The sequence below is a fragment of the Legionella beliardensis genome (genome assembly GCF_900452395.1).
Lineage (GTDB): Bacteria > Pseudomonadota > Gammaproteobacteria > Legionellales > Legionellaceae > Legionella_C > Legionella_C beliardensis.
The window spans coordinates 55773-79330 of sequence record NZ_UGNV01000003.1 but is presented as its reverse complement, the minus strand read 5'-3'; the positions used below and the strand labels follow the sequence as shown (position 1 = coordinate 79330).

Sequence of the window (23558 nt, the reverse complement as noted above, 5' to 3'; positions counted from 1 at the left end):
ATGTTATCAGATTAATTTAAGCTATTTTCAATGTTTTTTCTCTTTTGGCCAAAAAATTTAATTGTTTTAAATCTCATTATTACGCATCTAAACTGCCATATTTGTAAAATCTAGGCGGTAAAATTTATTATCCTCTATACTCCTATTGTTAAGAGGAGCTTTTATGGATATTTTGGCGTATATAAGGCAGTGTCAAATTAGAGTGAATAATGCATTAAAACTATATTTACCTAATCCTAAAGATGAACCCGAATTACTACATGAAGCCATGTGTTATGCCGTACTTAATGGAGGAAAGCGCTTGCGTGCAAGCTTTATCTATAGCTTAGGCGATAATTTAGGTGCTGATGCATTAACCCTAGACAGGGTTGCTTGTTGTATTGAAATGATTCACGCATTTACCCTAATTCATGATGATTTACCTGATCTAGATAATGATGATTTAAGACGGGGTAGCCCCACATGCCACAAAGTGTTTGGATCTGCCACAGCCATTCTTGCGGGAGATGCCCTACAGAGCCTTGCTTTTGAGTTACTTGCTTTTCAAGATTACCAAACTAATATCAAAATAGAAAATAAACTGAAAATGATTCACATACTAGCAAAATCCATTGGCTCTTATGGGTTGGCTGCCGGTGAAGAATTAGATTTAAAAAGCATTAATAAAAAAGTAACGATCAATGAACTAAATACTGTATATCAACTGAAGACCGGTTGTTTATTAGTTGCATCGATGCAGCTTGCAGCATTAGCTGCAAATTATGATGATCCAAGCTTTCTAAATAAGCTTAATGAACTTGGTAATGTCATTGGCATTGCATATCAAATCCATGACGATATTATCGGCATTGAATCTGATTCAAAGATTTTGGGTAAAACAAATGCTATTGATTTAATTAATAATAAACCAATATATCCCTCTCTGATTGGGATGCAACAAACGCAATTATGTGAAGCTCAATATTTAGCAAGGGCAATGGAATATATTGATAATTTTGAATTTAATTCGGCACAATTGAGGGAATTAATCTCATTTACTATCAGCCGAAATCACTAGGTAATTTGTACAAAAGAAGCTTTTATTTCACTGAGAGTAAAACGATACTGAAATTAAATAATCTATACTTTTGATACTTAAGTATTCTTAGACTGAGTAACTTGATGAGTAAAAATTCTAACCCAAATAATATCATTTTTTTTGACTTTGATGGAACAATAGTAGACACAATGAAACAATATTTCCACCTCTATAATGAGTTTGCAAATAAAAATAATAAGCCAATAATTGCTATAAACGACTATCAAAAATTGAGAAATAATTCATTCAACGAAGTAAGAAAAAAATTAGGCCTTAATTTATTAGAGACTTTTATTATCGCTAAAAAAATAAAAAAACAATTATTTAAAGATCCTTATTTGATAAAAATAGTGCCAGGGATTATCGATATAATTAATGAAATACATAAAAGAAATTTCTTAATATATATTGTTTCTTCAAATACTAAAAACAATATTCAAAAGATATTAATTGCTAATAAAATCAATCATATTGAAAAAATCATCTCGACTTATAGGGGTTTTAATAAAACATATTTTATAAAAAAATATTTAAAAAAAAATAAAGATTATCAGCGTGCTTTCCTTGTTTCGGATGAGTATAAAGACATTAGAGTAGCTAATAAACTTGATATTATTTCCATTGCTGTAACTTGGGGAGCTAATGATTTTATACAAAATCAAGAAGTAATACCAAATTTTACAATCAGTGAGCCTGGCCAAATACTAACAGCCATCAAACAACTAGAATAAATCAACTTTTTCCGCTTTAAATAAATATAATATGGTCTATATTTGATATATTGGAATTATTTTAGTGCACATTCTAAATAATGAACAACAGGGAGGTTCATTAATAAGAGTCTATTATGTCGAATGAAAATATAGGTATCACCGCTGTTGGTTTACACTTTCCCTCTTTGGCAATGGATGTTACAGAATTGGCTAAATTACGTAACACTGCTCCAGAAAAATTTACTCTTGGCTTAGGGTGTAGGGAGTTTTCATTATGTTCCCAATATGAAAATATTGCCGATTTAGCTGCAAATGCAGCTCAAAAGGCCTTGGCTTATTGGCCTAAATCGATCGATGATATTGGAATGGTAGTTGTAGGTACAGAGAGTGGTTTAGATATGAGCCGACCAGTCAGTGCTTGGGTTGCTGAAAAGTTAAACCTAAGCGGTATGATTCGCTCTTATGAGGTAAAGCATGCATGCTACGGTGGAACCTTGGCCATCAAGCAAGCGGTGGAATGGAAACTGTCAGGAGCAGGCGGTAATAAAGCCGCTTTAGTTATTGCTGCAGACATCTCTCTTTACGAACCACAAAGTGGTGCAGAACCAACTCAAGGAGCTGGCGCTGTAGCATTTATCATTGATAAAGATCCGCAAATTGCTGGAATCAACGCACTATCTTATCCATGGAGTAGGCCAGTTTTTGATTTCTGGAGACCTCTTAATAAAAAATTCCCTGAGGTGAACGGAGAATATAGTTTAGAGTGTTATAAAGAAGCTGTCTTAAATTGTTATAATCTTTTAATTAAGGATATTGGTATCAATGCATTAGAGCTTGAGTTTAGTGCCCATTGTTTTCATGTTCCTTTTCCTAAAATGGTTAGAAAAGCAGTTTTTCATTTTTTCCAACATCAAGGCTGGACTGATGAAAAAATTGAGGACTATCTTAAAGAAAAAATAGAACCTACGATGGTTTGGAACCAATTAACTGGTAATTGTTATACCGCCAGCCTTTGGATAGCGGTAGCCAAAGCGCTTGCTCATTTAAAACCTAAACAAAAACTATCTGCATTCTCCTATGGCTCAGGGTATGGCGCAGAGTTATTAACACTGACTGCAGGTCCTCAAGTTAGTTCCCCATACTGGGTTGCTGAAGTTGAGAAAATGCTCCTCGCAAGACAAAAAATTAATTCTCTTGAATATGAATTACTTAGGCAAAACTATTGATTAATAATATTGGATAAGGATACATATGGCTTTAGAAGATTTAGTAATTTTTCCTGCGCAGTTTTATAAATTAACAGATAGTGAACAACAAAATAGTTTAATCAATTTAGGTATTTGTACTGCAAATGATTTAAAATTATTGAGAAAAGAAACATCGTTAGATCATCATCTAGCCTCTCTATTAATTGAAAATACTATTGGTTGTTATCCTCTGCCACTAGGCTTAGCTTTCAATTTTATTATTGATAATCACCCATACATTATTCCCATGGTCATAGAAGAGAGCTCCGTTATTGCTACAGCAAGTAAGACTGCTAAATGGATTAATCAAAGTGGCTCAATAAGTACAGAGCAAATAGGTTGTTGTGGCATAGGCCAAATCCAAATTCCTAAAACGAATAACTTTGAGTTGTTATTTCAGATCATTGAAAAACATAAAAATAAATTAATTGATAATGTTAATACAGGTATTTTACGTTCTTTAGTTGCCAGAGGTGGAGGGCTCAAAGAAATTATCGTTCGCAAACTAGACAGGGGAGATGGGCAAAGCATGGCTGTTATTCATCTTCATATCGATTGTCAAGATGCAATGGGCGCTAATATTATTAATCAAACCTGTGAGTATTTAAAACCTGACATCGAACAATTAACAGGTGAAAAAATAGGATTATGTATTTTATCTAATTTAGCAGATACAAAAATTACTAGGGCCAAAGTTATTATTCATAACATAGATCAAGAATTAGGAGAAAAAATAGTAGAGGCATCTTTATTTGCTCAACTAGACCCCTACCGTGCGGTTACCAATAATAAAGGTGTGATGAATGGCATTGATCCTGTTTTAATTGCAACAGGTAATGATTGGCGCGCAGTTGAATCAAGTATGCATGCTTATGCAACGCGTAATGGATCTTATTCCTCAATTACTCATTGGCAAATGCACAATAATGATTTGCATGGAATTTTAGAAGCCCCGATTCAAGTTGGTATTGTAGGAGGAGTGACCAAATTACACCCTATTGCACGTATATGCTTAAAAATCATGAAAGTACACTCTGCTACGGAATTAGCAAGAGTTATTGCTGCAGTAGGAATTGTACAAAATTTAGGGGCTTTAAGAGCACTCGTTTCCGAAGGAATTATCAAAGGCCACATGCGTCTGCATATTAGTAACCTTGCTATTTCTGTAGGAGCAACTACAAAAGAACTTCCTTTCATCCGACAATTTTTGGAGCAACGTTTAACAGTGCAAAAGAGAATTACTGAGAGTGATGCCAGAGAGGCTATACGATGGGTACGCGAACAAAAAGTATAGGATTAAAATAAAGGAAAGCTATATTTTAAAAGCCACCTGTTTGAAGTATGGGCTAAATCGTGTCCTTATCAGTATTGGATACTATCTTGAGCCTCAAGAATGTTAGTAGGAAATTCATGAGCTACACTGAGACTATAAAACTCTTGGAGAGTTAATGTAATGAACTACCCTTCTCATTTAGCCATAATTATGGATGGAAATAGACGCTGGGCTAAAAAACGTTATTTACCAGCTATTACCGGTTATGTTATTGGCGCTAAAACAGCATGGAAAATACTTTGTAATTGTCTTGATTTGAATATTCAGTATCTTACTTTGTTTGCCTTCAGTACAGAAAACTGGAAAAGAACACAAAAAAAACAATCCTCACACCTTATTAAATTTATGATCTATTATTTAGCGCATCATGTTGATCGTTTTCATAGCCAGGGTATTAAGATACAACTAATTGGCTCCAAAGCCAACTTAGATGAAAAATTGCTTGCCTTATTGACTGAAGTTGAACAAAAAACGGCGAACAACACGCAATTAAATTTGTTGATTGCCTTAGATTATGGTGGAAAATGGGATATTGTTAATGCAGCTAAACAACTCGCCCAGCAAGTGGTTAATCATAAGATTAATATTGAAGATATTGATGAGTCTACCTTCGCCAAGTTTTTAACGACTCAGAAAGTACCAGACCCAGAACTTGTCATCAGAACTGGAGGAGAAATTAGGCTAAGTAATTTCTTATTATGGCAAATTGCATATTCAGAAATTTATTTTACTCCTGTTTTCTGGCCAGACTTTGATGAGCATGAATTAATGAAAGCCTTTGCTTCATTTAATGAGCGCCAGCAGAGCTTTGGAAAATAGTTAAGCATACTAGGGAAATTGTGCAAAGCCGGGGTACCTAGTGTAATTTAGCCTCGGCCAAATGATTAATTTCGTATGATTTTAAAAGAGCATAAAATTCTGCTTTATCAACATCACTATTAACCTTGGCCAAATTTAATAAAGACTCTATTGAGGGAGCTGGCTGTGCAGCCATCATATGCAAGGGATTCCAATGTTGGTCACTTTTTATGGTTAAAGCTTTTGCAATAGCCAGAGCAAGTGGTCCATACACGCTTCGGCTGTATCAAAAGATTTAGTTATCGTTTCAGGCGATTCATGTGAGTAATTAGAATCATAAACAAACCATTTTCCCTCAGTGAATTCCACATTTATTACATGATTTTCTGCGTGTGCGAGACAAATATTACCTGGCAGCTATGGTCATAATTTAATCTAATTATAGACCTTGATTTTTAAATTAAGCTTAATTACTCTAGTTTATTAAAAGCAGATGAGATTATTAAAAAGACTGATGCTCCAGTAAAGATTAGAAAGCGAACTTTTTAATGAATTCTATTAGACTATCAGTGGCTTTGTAAGCGTTTCTTCATATCATCAACTAAACCATCCTGATTAAGATCGATAGGTAAAATAGGCTTTCCTGCCGTAAATATAGAGTATTTAAGTCAAGCCAAAGCAAAAACTCTAAGGGCTAAAACTAGCGTTTGAATGATGAGATTTATCAGGTTCATTTTTATTTAATTTACTGTTTTCAAACGTATTAACTAAGGTTTGATAAGCGAGTTCACCAGTCCCTGCTTGTTTAGATAAGTGGGTCAGATGTGAAATTTTTTCTATATCCTTTTTGGTTAAAAAAACAGCACCATTTTGCGGTGTTTTCATCACACCTGCGCCGTGAGTATGGCTATAAATCCCATGTTCTTTAAATAATTTTTCGCAAAATAACTGCGCCTCTTGTTGCGAGTTGAATTTAACCGCAATAGCATGGCTATCATGACCAGAAATATTTGCTCGTGTATTATCTACAGCTTGTATGTTTACTGGGATATTAATATTGCCCATAACACCCTTAACTGAATATTGGCCAACGATATCAGCCGCATCTTGTTTATATCCGTTATTTTGGCTACGAAGATACCGATCGAGAATGGATTGATTATCAGACATGAATGGAATAGTCCCTTTTTTTAAAGCCTTTTCAATTTCATTTTTAGACAACATTTGATTAATGGCTGCCTCAGGTTTAAAAAGGATAAAATCTGGATTGGACTGAGCCGCTCTTGCATTAAGTTTATCCCATTTGTTAAACGTATTTGGAGCTTGAGGCGAATTGAATTTTGAAGGTATAACCCAGGTGTTTTTTTGAGGTTTTAAGACACCTACTAAAGCATCATGCGATAAATCTTGATTCTGTTTAATTTGATGATAAGCCTGAGAAGGATTAGGGATAGCAGGCTGTTCTCCTGCTTGGCGAAGCAGTTTATTCCCCTCCTCTAATATTATAATTCCAAGTAGATTTTCTCCTTTGCCATTAGGACCAGACGCCCAATTTACATCGAAACGACTAACTTCCACAGGCATAATTCCTTCTCTAGCACAAGCCATGGCGGTTGCGCGTAAATTGGGATGTTGCTCTAATTTAAGCTGAACAACCTTGCGCATAAAATTACTAGTCTCTCTGCCACCCTGGGGGTTATATTGAGCATGATAGTCAGCATCACATAACGCATCAAAACTTTTTTTATCAGTAAGAGATAAACCCTTTTGATTTAATTCAGGTATATATTTGTTGACTAAAGGATCATAATTTTCACGGGGTAAATATTCTTTGTTAGTTGCTGCGATTTCATAGAGCATTTTGGTGAGCGTTTGTTGGGCCGGATGCGTTGCTCCTAATTTTTCCTTCAAATGAAGTATCTTTTGAGCATGAAAAGCATGTTCCGAGGAAGGCCAATTGATTGTAGTAGATTTACCATCAATATTGATGGTTTGACGAATAGGATATTTACCCGGAGCTGTCGTATTCGCAAAAGCCCCATAGGGCTCTATTTCTGTGGTTTTAAAAGGGGCTATTTTTACATTATTTCGCAAAAGATATGGCTGCATCTAATACCTAATATTTACATAATTATAGTATTACTATAGCAATAATTTCTTAATCCATTTTAAAAAAGTATACATTTAGTAAAAAACTGGGCTCTTTTTGCAAAAAAATTTAACCTGCCGTTTATAGTACGAAAGGGAGTATACATCAGATGCTTTTAGCCAAACTAGTAACCATTCTTAATGGTTTTTATCATGAAAAATTTTTAAATAACATTAAGAATTGAATAAAAGCCTTACATTTCTCTTTTGTATCCTTCCTAACGCTAAAGCACTTAAACATAATACGGGTAAGGCTAAAAGTAATGGTTTTGCATCCCAATGCGCAGTTAAAACGCCAATAAAACCCGACAAGCTAAATTGGCAAGCACCCAGCAACGCTGTAGCCGTCCCCGCTTGCTGCTTAAAATCTTTTAAGGCTAATGCGGCTGCAGTTCCCATATTCAGACTAACACCGAAAGTTAAGCAAAACATAGGGACCATAAAACGGATGACACTGATTTGATAATAATTTAATGTAATCATTAAAAGGCACGATAAAATAATAAGCAATAAACCAGCACATACTATTTTTTCTAATGAATAAGAATAAGTTAGACGTGCGGTAATAAGATTTGTAAGAAATACCGTAATTGCATTTAACCCAAATAATAAGCCATATTGGGTTGGGCTAAGCTGCAAATAATTAATTAAAATGCCAGGCGATAAAGCGCAGAATAGATAAAGTGCTAATAAGCTAACCGATGCAACCAGCGCATATTGGCGAAAATAAACATTCTTTAAAATTTGTTTATTACTTTTAACAACTACATTTAATTGAGATAACTCATGCTTTGGGTAAATATAATTAGGAATCCTTTTTAATGCCATTAAAATCATTAAAAAACCTAATAGCATTAAAAAGTAAAAACTACTACGCCAATTGTGTGTTTTATCAATTAAAAGGCCACCAATAATTGGGGCAAAACTTGCAACCATCGCATTGATTCCACCTAAAACACTAAATAAACGTGCACAAACAGTGGTTGAAAAATTATCCCTTACAATAATAAAACATATTAAATAAGTGCCACAGGCCCCAGCGGCTTGAATCATACGGCCGAGGATGAGCATAGCTATCGATGAAGCTGATGCTGCAAGCAGTGAACCGATGAAATAGAGAACTGCTGCGTAAATAGTAATACGTCGACGCCCATACTGCTCTGCCAAAGGACCTAAAACTATCTGGCCTAATGCTACAGTCAGCATAAACACATAAAGACTTGCTTGCATTAATGAATCACGTGTATTAAAAAATTGACTCATGGCAGGAATTGCAGGAACGAAAACATCCATAGCAAAAGAAATACTTATAATCAATGGAAATAAGTACCAGATACATTGCTTTTCAGTCCACCGAATTGGATTCAATTAATAAGATCCTATAAATGAATAATAACAAGAAAAGAGAAGTAAAATATTACCATATTAGAATAAAAATAAACTATTAAATAACATTCTAAAAAGCTCGGTGCGGTAATGGTAATGGAGATAGAAATAAATCTGCGGAGGCTAGAGCTTCGGTAAACGTTACAATTGACTCTACAAATGCATTTATGAGATTGAAAGAGCATTCTTTTAAATCGTAAATGACCATGTCCTATCAACCCTTGCTCAAAGGATTTACCATAAAGCTGAAACTATCTGCCTCATTTTTGAATTTTTTAAAGTTTTTATGGTCATTGCATTGGACGCATGCTTTATATTTTGTGCACAATAAATGCACAGGTCATAGAGTTCACCTATAATTATGTTATAAAATAATTCTAATTGATTAACCAGTGTTCTGTTGCAAGGATTATGAAAGTCGAATAAAGACAGGCTTTATCATTAATAGAATGGGGTTAACTAAGCGCTTAAGCGATAACTTGCCGTATTTTCTAAAAGTTGCCTTTTTGCAACGCTGCTAAATTAATTCAGGTTACCTTAGTACAGAGTTCAAACGAGTCTTCAATTGGGTTAAAATTTATAAAAATGAGCAATTCTTAATATTCTCTTAATTTTATTGTTGTATATTTTTTATATAAATGATAGGTAGAGAGCACTGTGGAAGCACGTATTGAACAACCTGTAAAAGATGAGCAATTAAAACCTAACTATTTTTATAAAGCTCTTAATAGATTATCTCATGATAGATATTCTTTTCTGATATTTGATACAAGTGAACGCTTAATTAGTTTTGGTGGCAGTCAACAAAAGGAGCAATTACTTTTACCTCATAATAGAACAGAGACATCAGATTTTACTCATGCGTTCCTAATATTGCACGGTAAAAAAATTAATACTGACGAAGAGGTACAAGTGGTTATCACCTGGCCACTTAATATGAGTGGTGCAAGTGCGCATAATCAGACATTTGGTTGGCTTAGGAATAAACAGGGTAATAATATTTTAGAACAGATACAAAAAGATGCCTCTATTTTAATAACTTATGAAAACGATAAAAAAACGGGCAAAGAAACTTATTATGCTAGCGGTGAATGCAAATCGGCCTTAATGGTTAATCAAATAATTGAAGAAAGTGTTAATGGCAAGTTACCTGAAGGCGCTTTTTGTTTTAATACTAAAGGCTCTAAAATGGAAGATTTTAAAAAAGAAGATGGACTGGCGTTCGTTTGTTTTATTCCAGAGCACCTTATACGCCTCGATACGACAAACTACGATCAACATTTAAAACTTCAAAGGCGTTATTCAGCCTCTGAATTAGAAAAGGTAAGGGAAACCCCACTTATTCGAAAAACATACTCCATTGACCAAGTTGGTCTTTTCTCTATTAAAAGAGCTAAAGAGCCTGTTGAGGATAATAAGGAAAAAAAACTTAGTGATGTTACTCCTTACAACTAAATAGCATAATGACTTATTTTACTGTGTACCAAGAGAGGTCTTAAGAAACGACCTTTTTATAAATTGAAAAATTTAACGGTACAATCTAAGCAACATATAGAAACGTGACTCTACCTAAATTTAAATTCGACCAAAGCCATTACTAAGAAAAAGATTTTTAAGGCCGCTTTAAACCCCAACTATGTAGAAAGAACCTTGGAGAGTGCATATGGGTTTGCTCTGCTTAAGCTCCCTATGATTAAAACCAGTTAATATTTCCTTAAGAAAAAAATGATACATTATCGAACTATTTTTACTCAAATCGTGCACTTTATGATAAAATATTTGATGGAAAAATTAAGTAAAACGGAATCCGTGCAAAAAGCCCGGCATGAAGTATTAAGTATTAATTACATGTATGATAATAAAAACAAAGCTGAATTTGCACTAGGCCTCTATAATCTAATGTGGGGAAATTCTATATTGCACATGCTCCCACAGTATAAATACATAGCCAGACCTGTATATAACTTTTTTGGTGGCAAAAATAACCCTCTTGTTGCTGTTCCTGCCTCATTTGTAGTAACTGATTTAATCATGCACCAATTAATTCCTATTCTTATTGATTGTTTTATAAAAAGTGATTTTTCTTTTGACCTTATATCAAAACTAAATTTACCTTTGACTATAGCTTGGTTTGCATTAAGTTTACCTGTTGCTTATTATAAACATCTTCAAACAGTAGTAATCGATGATAAATTTGTAACGTTTCAAGAATTAAGCCTTGAAGACAAAAGAAAGTATCTTTTAGACACTCACTTAACAGCTATGCGTGATGAATTATTAAAACAATTCGCGCAATACGGTTTTGAGGAATACCCTAACGAACTAGCCCTGGGCTCTAAGAAATTTGCCTAGGATTAGATTAATTAGTTACCATGCTGAGATTAATGCAGATTAAAAAGGTAAATTCATATCTGCTTGCGCACTATTATTTACCTAATTTAGCATATTATCTTTATAGTATATATCCTTAATTACCTTTTAATATTTAAGCCACATTCTCGACGCTAACTGACAAATCAAAACCCTCGCGGCTCAATAAATCCTACAAAAAAAGCTAAAAAACGTTTTTAGAATACCCTAGCTTATTAACAAACGTAACCTGTAACATTTCCTCGCCTTGGCGAATATCCCCGCCCTATCAATTAGGTCAAACTCGTGCTCATTTAATATTCCCTTAAGTTTTACACATTATCCTTGGCTAAAACTCGTAATAAAATTAATTATGCAATCAAAATTTATCCCTCAGTGGAGCATATTTTCTCCCAAACAATCATTAGGATCACACACACAGAATTTATTTTTCAAGCGGTTTCATTCTACGCAGCTATCGCGTGCATGGGATAATACAAAATCGCCCTATCAAGTTGATGATATCTTACAAGGCAAAGTAAAACTTACGCAGGGAACACATTTTAGTATTATTAATCCTGCTTATATAAATCGTTCTCTTGATGAAATTAAGAAATTATATGCGGCTATGGGTACCAGTAATCATCACAATTACCCTTATCGCCGTCCCCGAGATTTAGTTGTATTTAATCCTAGTCGAACTGCTTGGCAACAGACGGGCCTAGTTGTTGCAACAGAGATTAAGGTTGAAGATGATGCACATTATGTAGATATCTGTAATAAGCTTAAAAAGGACGTTGAATACCGTATTTCTGCAGAAAATCGATCTTATCAAATTAAAGAAAAAGAAATTGAGGCTTCTGTTTATGACGCGATACGAAATTGTAAACTTCATAGCATTGCTTTAAATAAAACTAGCGAACATTATTTACACTTATTTCAAGCCATTCATTCACGTCAGCCTACCTGGCCATTGAAAGAAATTGAGGCGGCGGCTGCTAAGATAACTATTGATGACCTGCTTCGAGAGTCTATTCGTTCTCAAGCTTATGATCATGTTATTGATATAGTTAGTGAACAAATTGAACACCAACGGTTAGCGCCACTTGAAATTATACCAGAACAAGATCGTCAGCAAATTATGTTATTACTTCCGCAGTTTAGTGCTAATCAGCGCTTGATGCAGGTTATGGCTGGTGGCCCTGCAAGCGGAAAATCAGTAACAACAAAGCAATTTATGGCCCATATTAAACAAGAATATGGTCTCTCTTTATCTGATTTTTCATTTATTTCAACCGATCGTTTTAGATTATTACTTTTAAATGATGAGTCTTTGGGTAAGGACATTGTATTACGTGGCTTACATACTCAAGATGAAGCACGGTTGATGACGGAACAAGCTATTCAAATTATAGGAAAAAAAGTTGGGTTAATTAAGTATGCGCCTAACGTGTTTATGGAAACAGTCAATCCTGTTGAGGAAGAAATTTTAATAGGAACGAGTTTAGGAAGTAAACTACGTATTTCTGTTACCGCCTATCCACCTGAAAAAGCTGTAGAAGGAAATTATAAACGTTACCAAGAACGGCATGAAAGACTGCCGCCTGTAGCTGCTGTCTTAGGGGGACAAAAATTAGTGAGTTCCGAGGCCCCTAAAATGTTAAGTAAGTATCAAGGTAAAGACATTGTTATGACTTTATATAATACTTATGCGCTTATTCACGACCAAAACGAAAAAAACGCATTTATTGGTGCATTTCATTGTCGAGAAGATTTAATTATTCTTCGCGATATTAATGAAGTACTTAATTTTGTAAAAAAGTCACACCTAAATCCTTATGCTGAAGGACCAGAATCTATGTATTTAAATTCTGAAAAATTAAACAATAGCGCTTTAATTGCAGAGTTTTTTGCACAATACAAAGATAAAGAAATAATTTTTGTAGACCCAAAAGCCAATGATGTAGATTATGATAACCTTACTAAAAATACCTATGCCACTTTTTCCCCTGACTCTGGCCTAATAATCAAAAATGAAGCTATCTTTAAACGGGAAAATCAAAATCCTATAATTAAGGAGTTTTTTGCTTTTGCAGATAATGAGGTTAAATTAAACATAGGGCATAATAAAAATTTTTAACACATTTAAAAATGTTCTTTTCTCAAAAATCGCGATAAGATGAAAAATATGTAATATTGCTCTGAGGTAATTTATATGTTGTCTTTAGTATCGAGAAATTTAAGGTTTTTTAAGCCACATGTGGGTACTTCGATGAAATTTTTGAAAATAAAGCCAGAAAAGAGTGCTACTTTATTTAATTACAAAGATACTTTAAAAGTACTACCGCCTGAAAAAGTAAATAAGCTTTTATCCGAAAAAGAGCAGGCATTGGCAGAGTCATTGGAGCAGAACTTCAAATACAAATGAGGCAATGTTGCAATAAGTGATATTGCTTTATAAGTTCACGGGCCCTATCAATATTAATAGACTAAATTGCAATCAGGATGCGCCCTGCAAGGCTTAACGCTTGAGCGCAGAAGGTGTTTCGTATAAGAAAAGTGGGATTATGCTCGCGGAGCTAACGTTTAAGTCACCTGCACAAATGAATTTATTTAATCAGCCTACGTGGCTAAATCTGAAAAGCTAATGACACTTATGGAGTCTATCAATAAACGGTATGGCACACGTTCAATTCGGCTTGCTACCGAAGGCCTTCAAAAGCAATGGACGATGAAGCGTGAAATGAAAAGCCCGTATTATACCATATGTTGGGCTGAGTTACCTGCCGCTAAAACACAATAGGATAAGCCTAATATCATTTAGCACAGCAATTTTATACTCTCATCTTTAATCTGGGCTCAATAAGAGGCTCGGCCGAGATTCTGATGAAAAGGAACGTTTCGTGCTCATTCTTAATTCAATTAGAATTCTTCCTTTATTATCTCCTAAATAAATTAAGTACTAAATCTGTTAGCTTGTTCTTCTGTATTATGAGATTTCTCTAATTCTTTATCAGATTGAGTACTAAAAAAACGGGCATATATTGATTTATTTGGGATATAGCCAATCATATTTCTGTTAACTTCCTTATTAACAATACTAATAGCTATACCAGTTTTTATATTTAATGAAGCTGATATGACAGAACAAATCTTCAAAGGCAATAATTTATTAAATAGGTGAAATAATGCATGAGACGTAAAATCGTGATCTCGTGTTCTAATGAGATTGGCAGCAGCGATATACCCCCTACTTACAGCATATCCAAGAGGTGTTGTATAGTCATAGCATTTTATGTGTGTCATTGCGCCATTTTCTAGCAAACATTTAACTACTGCCACTGCTTCATAAGAAGCTTTATTATTCCATGATCGTTTATTAGAGATAGCCCAATGAAGAGCTAATTTATTCATATTGTGATCTGATATATTTAAATTCGCTCCCAAGTCAATTAATTTTTGAACTACAGCCACTGATTTTCCATTCTCACAAGCTACCCCAAGCACTGTATTCCCATTACTGTCATACGCATTAGCTGCTATTTTAAGAAGTTTTGTGTCAAAGAGTTCAAATTGTAATGATGTAAATCTTTGTATCCATCTTGAATCTCCGCAATGTGGAAAGAATGATAGGATATGACTCAAAACATCTTGTTCCTCTTCTTGTAAGATATGATCAACTTCAACATAATGAGAATCGTTGTTAAGTATGTATTTATAAATCATTTTTCCTCTCAAAAAACACAGTGTCCTGACAAATAAATTTTCCAATATTTTATCAGAAAGTCAGCTAATGTAATTATGTATTCCTAGAGTCAAGTACACATCTTACAGAAGTTCTTCCAATTCCAAATTGCGTAGCAATCACGGATTTACTTATACCTAATGAAAATAGCTCTTTCGCGTAAAGTCTCTCGCTCAAACTCAGCAAAAAAGCCATCACCCTACTTGTGGCAATAGTTAGAGCCAGTGCTTCAGTCAATTAGGTAAAACCAACTTTTAAGCCATTTAATTCATTTCAAAAGAACTAATAAAGATAATGGAGTAAGCCTATAATAATTTGGCACATTAGTTTTTGACTAGTTATCTATAATCCACCCTCAGCATTTAAGTAATTTCTCTAAAAAGAACACAATTACATAATCCCATAGTAGGATTTAGGTATAATATAATTAGGATGGTTTTCTCTTATTTTATCAGGCGCGCTCTCTTTTACCGAGCCATCTTTATTTAACCATCCTAACTTAACACAAACCTTTCTACTCCTATTATCTTTTGCAGCTGCATGGGCTAAAATGTCAGATAAACTTTCACTACCTTTAATAGTTGTCTTTCTAAAAAATTGAAAATATTCTTTACACATCCTTTTAGTATGCGCTTGGTGAAAAGCCTTTTCATAACCATCCTTTTTTTGAGCTGCGATAGACACACTAAACTGCCGTGCCTGCTTAATGGCCTGGTCAATAAGCTGTTGGATTAGCCCACCTATACGTTCTTTATAACGTTTAAACGCCTCTGTTGTTCGGGGTAAGGGTTCACGCCTAATGACAATGCATGCTCGCTGGTAATAAGGATTATCATTGCTTGCTAGTCTATTGAGATGTAAGAAAATATCGCTAGGCAGCTTAGTACACCGTTTTACTTGAGTTTCTTCTACATCTTGCTCATTTTTAACACTAATGCTCACCATAGAAACGCAACGAGATGTATAATTAAAGAAACTATAGAGCCGATTGGTTTGGGGCGTATGGAGGAGTCTCGTCAGTTGCTGTTCCTGAAAGCGAATAATCTCATTGAGCCAACTTTGAGTGATAACTTTGCTTCTTAACGCTTTAGGTAATAAGGCAGTCACTCGGGCTACCTCAGCCTTATCATCACTAGCAATTATAATATATAAATTGTCACAGGCAGCAAAGGCATATTTACTAATTGAGGTGATACTAGTAGGAAGCGTTAGCGTTTTTAAGCCTCTACATCCAGTGAATGTTAAATAGCCGATAGTCGTAACTCCATCAGGAATGTCTATCGCTTGTAAGTTAGTACAACCAAAAAATGCCGTTTCCCCAATAGCTTTGATGCTAGCCGGAAGCGTTAGCGCTTGTAAGCTCTTAAGTTCAAAAAATGCACCAAAACCAATGGTATTAACCCCAGCAGGAATTTGATAAGTACCGCCGACAATATGGCGCTCCTTAACTTTAAGAAGGGTTTTACCATCAATACTTAATTGCATGAAAGCTCCTATTACAATGAGGATTTAATACTTTTTTTTATAAAATTGTGTATTTAGCTCTTGTATAAAAACTAGTTTAAAGGGTATTTAAATTTTAGTTAGATTTAAAATGGCTTGAAAAAAACCTAAGATTTAGTCAAAAAAGCAATTAAAATAACAAATAGATTATAAAAAAGCGCATAGCCTATTAGCAACATCAGATTCTCACCTTACGAGCAAACGCTATTTGTTTAGCCTGAATCGCTGCGTTAACCTCTTTGTTAACTAAAGGACAGAAAATAGTATGTCTTGCTACATACTCCATTAATAATTCGCCCTTATTACTCACTCGATAAGTTGCGCATTCTTCATTTTCATTAATACACTGTGTTAAAAAAGTTATTGATTGCGCATTTCTGAGTAGAATTGGCGGTAATTTACGCGGATCTAAATCATAGTAATTTTCTTTTTCATTAAAAATACGATGTAAGGCAATTCTTTCATGTAAGTCATTAATTTTTTTCATTTGTAATATTAAATCTGCTATAAATATGCTACAACTTTCTCCATCTTTTTGCATTGCAGATGGCTTGTATTTTGGTGAAAAATCATCACAAATAGTCAGTTCTGCATTTTCAAGAGATTGAGCTATTTCAATAGCTATTTCAATATTACTGGGATCTCCCGCCGAATCTAAATATAGGATACCTATTTTATCTGTAGTTACAGAAACATCCATGCTAGACCAGTGCTGATATTCTTCCCCAGTTTCAAAATCTATATCAGTTCGCTTATAGGCTATTTGTATTCGACAAGGCATTTGTTCTTTACTGTTTTTTAATAATGTCACTATTTGCTTAACTAACTGCTCAAAATCCCCTGTTATTACATGGCAATCATTGTTCTTTTTCAAAAAAAATAATTTGATTTCCTGTGCTGATAAAGCATAAGCATTATTTAAACTTTTTGAGGATTCTCTGTTTGAGTCTTCTTGGCTTTTTTCTTTTAACATAGTTAAGATAAAAGCAGAAATAAAAGTATAGTCAGACGAGCGCGATATATTAGCGCATACATATTCATTCGATGAAAACATACAGATCACCTTGTTTTAATTATATAACTACCATATTTGTATTGCTCATTATATAGTCATATTATTATAAAATACTAAAGATTAGTATCGAATTGTCTTAGTTGCTCTGTTACCGAAAGGAATAAGGATGAGTTTATATTTAAAACGCTATCATTGCAGTAACAGAGCTTTAAAGAAACAGTGCCTGTTACGACTAGCGAGGTCCCAAAATTGAAGAAACGCTATTTTTTTACTTCAATTCCAGGGCTTCTCGATTCAATAAATCCTATAGACAAAGCCGAACAAACTGATTTTTAGAAAAAATTAGTTTATTAATAACTTAGTTGCCATTCTTGGGCTAATGAAGCGCCTACGATAATCATTGGACTTGTGATATTAACATAATTAATATGAATTAGAATTTAGTAGTATAGTTAAGCAATTAAACTATTGAAACACTTTCTGCCCGCAGTAAATTAAGCGCAATTACAATACGAATGTGAGCGTTATTTATCTCACCTCCAATAAGCCAAAAGACATTCAAAAAGAACTAATAAAGATAATGGAAAAGGCCTACAATAATCAAAATATTATATCGCCTGATACCCAAGAATCACCATCTAGAAGATTTCCAACACAAACCTAGCTGGCTTTATTGCAAATAATATTAAACATAAAGATTCACCTGCTTCATAAAATAGGTTGACTAATAAATACCTTAATAATTTAGCACATTAACTTTGATGCTAATAATTCATACTCCACCTTCAACATTTAAGCCTCATTCTCTATCCTAACTGACAAATCTAAGCCTTCTTGCTTCACTAAATCTTACCAACAAATTTGTGTATTCTTAATAAATTGATACGACAATCGTTGTTAGAATGTCTAAAAACGAAACTATTACACTAGATCAACTAACACAGTTAAATTGAAGGTCCTGTATAATTTGAATATATCTCTGATTTTTCAGGATCGGCACTCAAGGGCTCAATTTGGCTCAAAAACTCTTTAGTTAATTTTATTGGAGCAATATCTTGACCGGCCTCTTCATAATGCTTGGAAATAATTTTTAATCCTTCTAAGCTTACAGCAGCAGGAGTAAGAGTTTCTTTCCCGTGATTATCCACCTCTTGTTGTATTAATAAATACCCTTGCTCGGAATAAAGTTTAGGAAACTTTGTTAAATTAGAATAAAATGCACTGATATTATATCCTTTAACTGGTAAACATAAAAAATCATATAAATCCATTTTTATTTCCGAAGGTATATCTTCAGATTGATTTAATTCCTTAAGAACCAACGCTGAAAACTCCTCAAAAAAACTCTTATCCAAATCTGATAGTTTTTTGATAGGATTATCTTGATAACCTTTCCTTGCTATATAATCAACTTCATAATATGACAGTAAACTGTCTGGAACCCCTTGTGGGAATACTCTGTCTATAATAGCTATTTTCACTGCGTAAGCTACAAAATTCGAACAAGAAATACCTTTGTTTTTACTTAAAGAGCGTTTTTCAGGTTGTTGTTCATCGTGGCTACGCATATGGGCACGAAAAGCTCTAAATAACTCATGTAAACGAACTCGCTCAGAAGTATCTTGGTTACGCTCAAAAAAATTTGCAAAAGGCGTAGGTAAAGTGATTACACCATCTTTTTTAGGAAGCTTACTCAATGCTTCTTGACTTAATTTTGGATTAAGGCGCTCTACAACATCAGCTAAGGCTGAGGCTAGCTTTTCATCTTTAAAGCGTAACACATAACAATCCCCGAGTTCACTGTCTTTAATTACTTTAGAAAATAAATGGCCACGAACCCCGCTCTGATGTTCACCTAAAGCAGCATGATAAATAACATGTCCTTTATCTCCTCGTCTGTAAATCATACCATGATCAGCTGTTTGAATAAGATGGGCTATTGCTTGATTTTGATTCATAGTGGACGCAATAGGTGAATCCATGGCTATTAAAATATCCCCATTTTCAATATATGAAATCATAAAATACTCCTACTTAGGTATACTCTTTTTAATGAGTAAATCTTAAAGAATTTTCACTACTGGCTAGTTCATTCTCTACTGGATTATTTATCTCATTTTCTATATCCAAATTATCTAAGTTAAAATCATTAGGACAAACAGAGTCGGTAGGCATCTCAGACATACTAAGTAGATTGCGGCTAGATTCTTCTTGTTTTTTACTCTGCTCTGGTTGCGGCGTGCTTCTCACATCTAGAGTAGCCAATAAATCCATTAAATCCTTAATAAACCTTATTAAAAACTCTGCATACTCTTGCTGATTTCTTCTCATTTCTTCATCTTTTTCTTCTTTACTAGACATAACCACCTCCAAAATAATTTATTTATTTGCACATCACTTAAAATCAAAACAAATTACATACAAGTAAATCATATTACTAACTCATTAATTAACTATTAAATTTAAGCCGAATTTTTTTATCAAATCATGAATTATATCCACGCCTAGTTAACTGGATTTTTTAGATAGACTTTTTAAGGTTAAAAATTATAAATTTTGGCAAAAAAAAATTACATATAAAAATGATATATTTTATTCTTGTTTTTAAATGATTTTTTTCGTGCTTTTTGCTAGCTATTGACTTAGCAGATTAACAATCAATTGTGATTAAAGGATCGCTATCCTAAGGTCATCAGGGAAAAACTATCTAAATTTAGGAATTATGATTAACGGCAAAGAATTACCTCATTTTTTAAAAAGCCTTGAGTCTTTACGAAATAAAAAAACTGAATTCTTAAATGCTGAGCAAAATTCCCCCATTAATTTCGTACTTTGTACGCATGTGCTGCCTGATGGTATTGTGGATTTGGTGCATTTAAAAGATTTTGCTGATTACCTGGAAGCTATTCCTAATACTAATATTACTCGAGTTGCCTTTGTTCTTGATTCCAATATGAATAAAGCGGCATCTATTCTGGAAATTACTCTTATCATATTTTATGATAAATTTCTTTGCTCAGTTAACTTTTTCAGGCTATTGCTTTTATTAAATATGGTTCTAGTGCAAAAAATATAAGTTATTCAAAAAATTAAATTTGCTATAGTTCTTAAGCATAAATGTCAAACAATTGCTTAATAAATTCCTTTTCAGATTGACTGCTAATCATCCATCTATTAAATTGACTTTCTTAAACTTTACAACCTTTAGAGAGTGTCTTCAAACTCTAATACAAACCTTAATCGGTAATAAACAGTTCTGGATAGAAAATCGCTTAACTAAACCTAAACTGACAGACAATTCTGTAAGATTTGAAATCGCCAGACTACTACACATCAGGAGGATAATTTATGAGGCAAATAGGACTATTGATCTTATCATTTACGTTGGGAATCTTTATTACTGCTAGCGCTCATGCGGCACAGTATAGCAGGGAAATGACTGCTGGTAGTTTCTACAAATATTATTCAGCAGTATCACCCGAACCACTGGATCCAACGTTCTTTGCCAACTCATCTTTTCAGAACCTTTTTCCTGGTGCCTCAGTGTTACATTTTGAGTCTAGAAATTTTCTCGAAGAATCTTTGCTAACTACTTATGCTCAAGGAGATGCTTTGATTTCTGCCATTCGAAGCGAACCAGGACTGGCGGAACTGGTGGTGAATTTTCCACAGCTTAGTGAATTAGAGCGCATTCAAGTGATGAATCGCATCTTTACTTTACAAGTAATGGCCTCGGGAATGCCCGCTCCAGAGCTGCTCTTAGATAACTCCGCCCGGAAGTCGACATTCTTTCAGTTCGATCCGACCCAACCAGGAACTGGCAAAGTCATATTAAATCCTGTGAAACTATTTGCGGATGCAAATCCTCATGCTGCGCTTCTCTTTTTGATTCATGAAACACGCCACTCTTATCAGTTTCAGATAGGCTTTAGCGGTATAGGTTCTGTCGATGCAACAGCATATCAATCAGGATTCCTTGCTCAAAAACAGGTTTTTGATCAAGAACTTAAAATCTCTTTCTGTGATTTTTTAACATTAAATCATGAGTATGAAGCCTTTCTCTTTGGTAACTATGTGATGGAAGTTTTAACCAGCGGTGTCGTCAAAACTGCAGACATGGGTACTCTCGCAAGTCAGTATCTCACTGGCTTAGGCCTGAGACTGGATCTACCAAAACTAGCCCGAGAGACCGATTCTCAAGACCTTCTTGACGCATTCAATGAATTGGAAAAAACACAGTACGAAGAAAGGTCTAGAGGGTAAGGCTCTGGTTAGATTTTTACCTGAATGGTGATTCAAGGGCTCTGTTGCAAAAAATTGAATTTTATAAAATCAAAAATATTTTTCATTTACTTAAAGATAAATAAATCTAAGTTTCTTGTTTTACCAATTAGGCAAATAAAAAATATTAAATTTTAGTTCAAAATCTACCTTTAAAAGGTGTGAAATTCTTTGCAACAGTTCCTATAAAAACCCTCAAAACAAATTATAATTTATAACATTAAAACAGCTTAGATAATACCAATTCGATAAAGGCTTGAAATCATGCGTATGTTCAAAAAAGAACAATTTAATAAACGGATGGTTGGAAAGCAAAATGAAATCTCATTTATCAACCAGTTATTTCATATTTACTTAAGATGCCCTGAGTCTATATGTATGCAACTCCTGTAGTAGTTTTTGCAACACTGCCTTTTTATAGTCATTTAACGGCTTATTTGGACTATTTAAACTACTATATCTAGATGAAGTTTTAAAGCTGCCACTATATTGTTCATTATTTTTTCATTAATCATTCCTGGCGGCTTGATGTTAGAAATTCTTAATTTGGAGATAGTTCTAATTTGATGGCATTGCGCTTTAGAATCTTTTGCTAAGCCCGTTAAGCTTTTTTCAAGTAATACTTCGAAAGGGTAAACTTTTGTTATATTTGACGTAATTGAAATAATAGTGATTGCCTTCGCAGCATTATTATTTGCATTATTACTAATAATTAAAACCGGCCTTTTTTTGAGCCTCAGCACCAATGGTTGGAGCTAGATCTGCATAATATATTTCATCACGTTTCATTTTCTTCTAAACCATCTAATGCAGTATGTTCGAAATCTTCCTGAATTTCTTGGCTGGCTTCTTTATAATAAGACTCAAGCTCTTTTTGCTGTAACAAATATAGCGCTTCTTTGATTACATCTGATCTTGTTTTAAATTCATGTGCTATTTGATAATACTCAATAAATTCACATTGAAATTTAGGTAGTGAAATTGATAATTTTTGAGAACTCATATTTATTCCCCAATAAATCATACTATCGATGCTGCTATAGGTAGGATAAATAGTCAAAGCATGCTGCTTTAGAAAACGACCCTTGCTGAGACCAGAGCAATCTAGAGATTTGGTATAGCATCAGAAGGGTGTCTTGACTATCTTTCAGAACTTATAAAAACAATCTTTTTAAGTTTATTTAAGACAATAGCAAGGCCCAATGGAAATTAATATTCAAAAGAAATATGTAATTTACATGAAATCATTTAAGCAGCAGAAATTTCAACATGCATAGGTATATTATATTGATTTAATGAGTCTTGTAAGGCAAGCCGAACAAATTGCTTATCAGAATAGCCAAGCTTATCTGCAAACAATTTCGCTTTCTTAGCACTCACTATTTTCCGATCATGTTCTAAATCACAAAGGTATTGAACAGAAATTCCCAATCTTTTAGCAAAATGAGTTTGGCTCTCTTCTTCACCTAATCGAATAGCTCGAAGGGTTTTACCCAAACTTAAAGGGCCTACTTGTTTTTCTAAATACTCCCGTGCATTAATAGTCATGTTTATTTACCTCTTCGATTGTAATAAGCTCCATACAGCCATTTGATGTCATTGTATAGATAGCCCGATAACCTTTAGAAAGACGTATAGAGCGTTGGCCTACTCGGTTACCTTTTAAGGGCTCATCATGATAACCTGAAATTTTTCGAACTTGATAAACACCCAATTGTTCTACCGAATCGATCCAAACTAACAGTTTAGTTTTTATATGTTCTGGTATTTTTTCTAAATCTTTTTGAGCTCGTTTAGAAAGCTCTACAATACTTAACGCTTTCAACGCAACTAGTCTTATATTTGTATAAATAATTTCATTTTACACAAAATAAGTGTAAAAATCCAGTAAATATAACTTGAGACATTTAATATATAGGTCTAAAAAATAAACATTTTTTGAAACCTTACTAAGCTAGCAGA

The 23558-nt window shown here is 33.9% G+C and carries 23 protein-coding genes; 12 read left to right on the top strand and 11 right to left on the bottom strand.

Annotated features, from left to right (window positions below; all coding sequences use genetic code 11):
- The first annotated feature begins 163 nt into the window (after window positions 1-163).
- From DYE47_RS14880 to uppS, 5 genes are all read left to right on the top strand, one after another.
- Window positions 164-1057 (top strand): polyprenyl synthetase family protein, encoded by an 894-nt coding sequence (locus tag DYE47_RS14880; RefSeq protein ID WP_115304232.1) that lies wholly within the window; start codon window positions 164-166, stop codon window positions 1055-1057.
- A 104-nt stretch (window positions 1058-1161) separates the two neighbouring features.
- Window positions 1162-1809, top strand: coding sequence for an HAD hydrolase-like protein (locus DYE47_RS14875; protein ID WP_115304231.1), 648 nt, complete (start codon window positions 1162-1164; stop codon window positions 1807-1809).
- Between the two features lie 116 nt (window positions 1810-1925).
- On the top strand, window positions 1926-3017 hold the full coding sequence (locus DYE47_RS14870; protein ID WP_115304230.1) for a hydroxymethylglutaryl-CoA synthase family protein: 1092 nt from the start codon (window positions 1926-1928) through the stop codon (window positions 3015-3017).
- Window positions 3018-3042: 25 nt separating this feature from the next.
- Window positions 3043-4332 (top strand): hydroxymethylglutaryl-CoA reductase, degradative, encoded by a 1290-nt coding sequence (locus tag DYE47_RS14865; protein WP_115304229.1) that lies wholly within the window; start codon window positions 3043-3045, stop codon window positions 4330-4332.
- A gap of 159 nt (window positions 4333-4491) precedes the next feature.
- Complete coding sequence (gene uppS / locus DYE47_RS14860) at window positions 4492-5190, top strand: polyprenyl diphosphate synthase (protein ID WP_115304228.1); 699 nt, start codon at window positions 4492-4494, stop codon at window positions 5188-5190.
- 666 nt (window positions 5191-5856) lie between these two features.
- Here the strand turns inward: uppS and DYE47_RS14850 are convergent.
- Window positions 5857-7278: an NADAR family protein gene (locus DYE47_RS14850; protein WP_115304226.1), complete on the bottom strand. Its 1422-nt coding sequence runs from the start codon at window positions 7276-7278 to the stop codon at window positions 5857-5859.
- A 213-nt stretch (window positions 7279-7491) separates the two neighbouring features.
- A complete protein-coding gene (locus tag DYE47_RS14845) occupies window positions 7492-8685 on the bottom strand; it encodes a multidrug effflux MFS transporter (RefSeq protein WP_115304225.1) in 1194 nt (397 codons plus the stop codon).
- 675 nt (window positions 8686-9360) lie between these two features.
- Between DYE47_RS14845 and DYE47_RS14840 the strand changes: the two genes are divergently transcribed.
- From DYE47_RS14840 to DYE47_RS14820, 5 genes are all read left to right on the top strand, one after another.
- Window positions 9361-10158: a hypothetical protein gene (locus tag DYE47_RS14840; protein ID WP_115304224.1), complete on the top strand. Its 798-nt coding sequence runs from the start codon at window positions 9361-9363 to the stop codon at window positions 10156-10158.
- A 312-nt stretch (window positions 10159-10470) separates the two neighbouring features.
- Window positions 10471-11055: a hypothetical protein gene (locus DYE47_RS14835; protein ID WP_131750105.1), complete on the top strand. Its 585-nt coding sequence runs from the start codon at window positions 10471-10473 to the stop codon at window positions 11053-11055.
- Window positions 11056-11425: 370 nt separating this feature from the next.
- Window positions 11426-13192 (top strand): DEAD/DEAH box helicase family protein, encoded by a 1767-nt coding sequence (locus DYE47_RS14830; protein ID WP_115304222.1) that lies wholly within the window; start codon window positions 11426-11428, stop codon window positions 13190-13192.
- 75 nt (window positions 13193-13267) lie between these two features.
- On the top strand, window positions 13268-13480 hold the full coding sequence (locus DYE47_RS14825; protein WP_115304221.1) for a hypothetical protein: 213 nt from the start codon (window positions 13268-13270) through the stop codon (window positions 13478-13480).
- Window positions 13481-13699: 219 nt separating this feature from the next.
- Window positions 13700-13855, top strand: a complete 156-nt coding sequence (locus DYE47_RS14820) for a DUF4113 domain-containing protein (RefSeq protein ID WP_280524208.1) — start codon at window positions 13700-13702, stop codon at window positions 13853-13855.
- Window positions 13856-14007: 152 nt separating this feature from the next.
- Here DYE47_RS14820 and DYE47_RS14815 read toward each other — a convergent pair whose 3' ends face one another.
- The 5 genes from DYE47_RS14815 to DYE47_RS14795 all read right to left on the bottom strand — a co-directional run bounded on the left by DYE47_RS14815 (window position 14008) and on the right by DYE47_RS14795 (window position 19676).
- On the bottom strand, window positions 14008-14778 hold the full coding sequence (locus DYE47_RS14815) for an ankyrin repeat domain-containing protein (protein WP_115304219.1): 771 nt from the start codon (window positions 14776-14778) through the stop codon (window positions 14008-14010).
- A 409-nt stretch (window positions 14779-15187) separates the two neighbouring features.
- Window positions 15188-16282 carry a leucine-rich repeat domain-containing protein gene (locus DYE47_RS14810; protein ID WP_115304218.1) on the bottom strand — a complete coding sequence of 365 codons (1095 nt, stop codon included), beginning with the start codon at window positions 16280-16282 and terminating at the stop codon, window positions 15188-15190.
- Window positions 16283-16478: 196 nt separating this feature from the next.
- Window positions 16479-17354, bottom strand: coding sequence for a YopJ family acetyltransferase (locus DYE47_RS14805; RefSeq protein WP_115304217.1), 876 nt, complete (start codon window positions 17352-17354; stop codon window positions 16479-16481).
- Window positions 17355-18259: 905 nt separating this feature from the next.
- The gene (locus DYE47_RS14800) at window positions 18260-19273 is read right to left on the bottom strand and encodes a hypothetical protein (RefSeq protein WP_131750103.1); all 1014 of its coding nucleotides are present in this window, start codon (window positions 19271-19273) and stop codon (window positions 18260-18262) included.
- 91 nt (window positions 19274-19364) lie between these two features.
- Window positions 19365-19676, bottom strand: coding sequence for a hypothetical protein (locus tag DYE47_RS14795; protein ID WP_115304215.1), 312 nt, complete (start codon window positions 19674-19676; stop codon window positions 19365-19367).
- Between the two features lie 361 nt (window positions 19677-20037).
- On the opposite strand from DYE47_RS14795, the gene DYE47_RS14790 reads away from it, so the two are divergent.
- Both DYE47_RS14790 and DYE47_RS14785 read left to right on the top strand, forming a co-directional pair.
- Window positions 20038-20391 carry a hypothetical protein gene (locus DYE47_RS14790; RefSeq protein WP_115304214.1) on the top strand — a complete coding sequence of 118 codons (354 nt, stop codon included), beginning with the start codon at window positions 20038-20040 and terminating at the stop codon, window positions 20389-20391.
- Between the two features lie 272 nt (window positions 20392-20663).
- Entirely contained in the window at window positions 20664-21578 is a 915-nt protein-coding gene (locus DYE47_RS14785; protein WP_115304213.1) for a hypothetical protein, read from the top strand.
- Between the two features lie 464 nt (window positions 21579-22042).
- Here the strand turns inward: DYE47_RS14785 and DYE47_RS16645 are convergent, their stop codons facing one another.
- From DYE47_RS16645 to DYE47_RS14765, 4 genes are all read right to left on the bottom strand, one after another.
- Complete coding sequence (locus tag DYE47_RS16645) at window positions 22043-22339, bottom strand: type II toxin-antitoxin system PemK/MazF family toxin (protein ID WP_207385213.1); 297 nt, start codon at window positions 22337-22339, stop codon at window positions 22043-22045.
- A gap of 35 nt (window positions 22340-22374) precedes the next feature.
- Window positions 22375-22599, bottom strand: a complete 225-nt coding sequence (locus DYE47_RS14775; RefSeq protein WP_115304212.1) for a CopG family transcriptional regulator — start codon at window positions 22597-22599, stop codon at window positions 22375-22377.
- Window positions 22600-22844: 245 nt separating this feature from the next.
- Window positions 22845-23144, bottom strand: a complete 300-nt coding sequence (locus DYE47_RS14770) for a helix-turn-helix domain-containing protein (RefSeq protein WP_115304211.1) — start codon at window positions 23142-23144, stop codon at window positions 22845-22847.
- Window positions 23134-23421: a type II toxin-antitoxin system mRNA interferase toxin, RelE/StbE family gene (locus tag DYE47_RS14765; protein WP_115304210.1), complete on the bottom strand. Its 288-nt coding sequence runs from the start codon at window positions 23419-23421 to the stop codon at window positions 23134-23136. Before DYE47_RS14765 ends, DYE47_RS14770 begins: the two co-directional genes overlap by 11 nt.
- Window positions 23422-23558 lie beyond the last annotated feature (137 nt).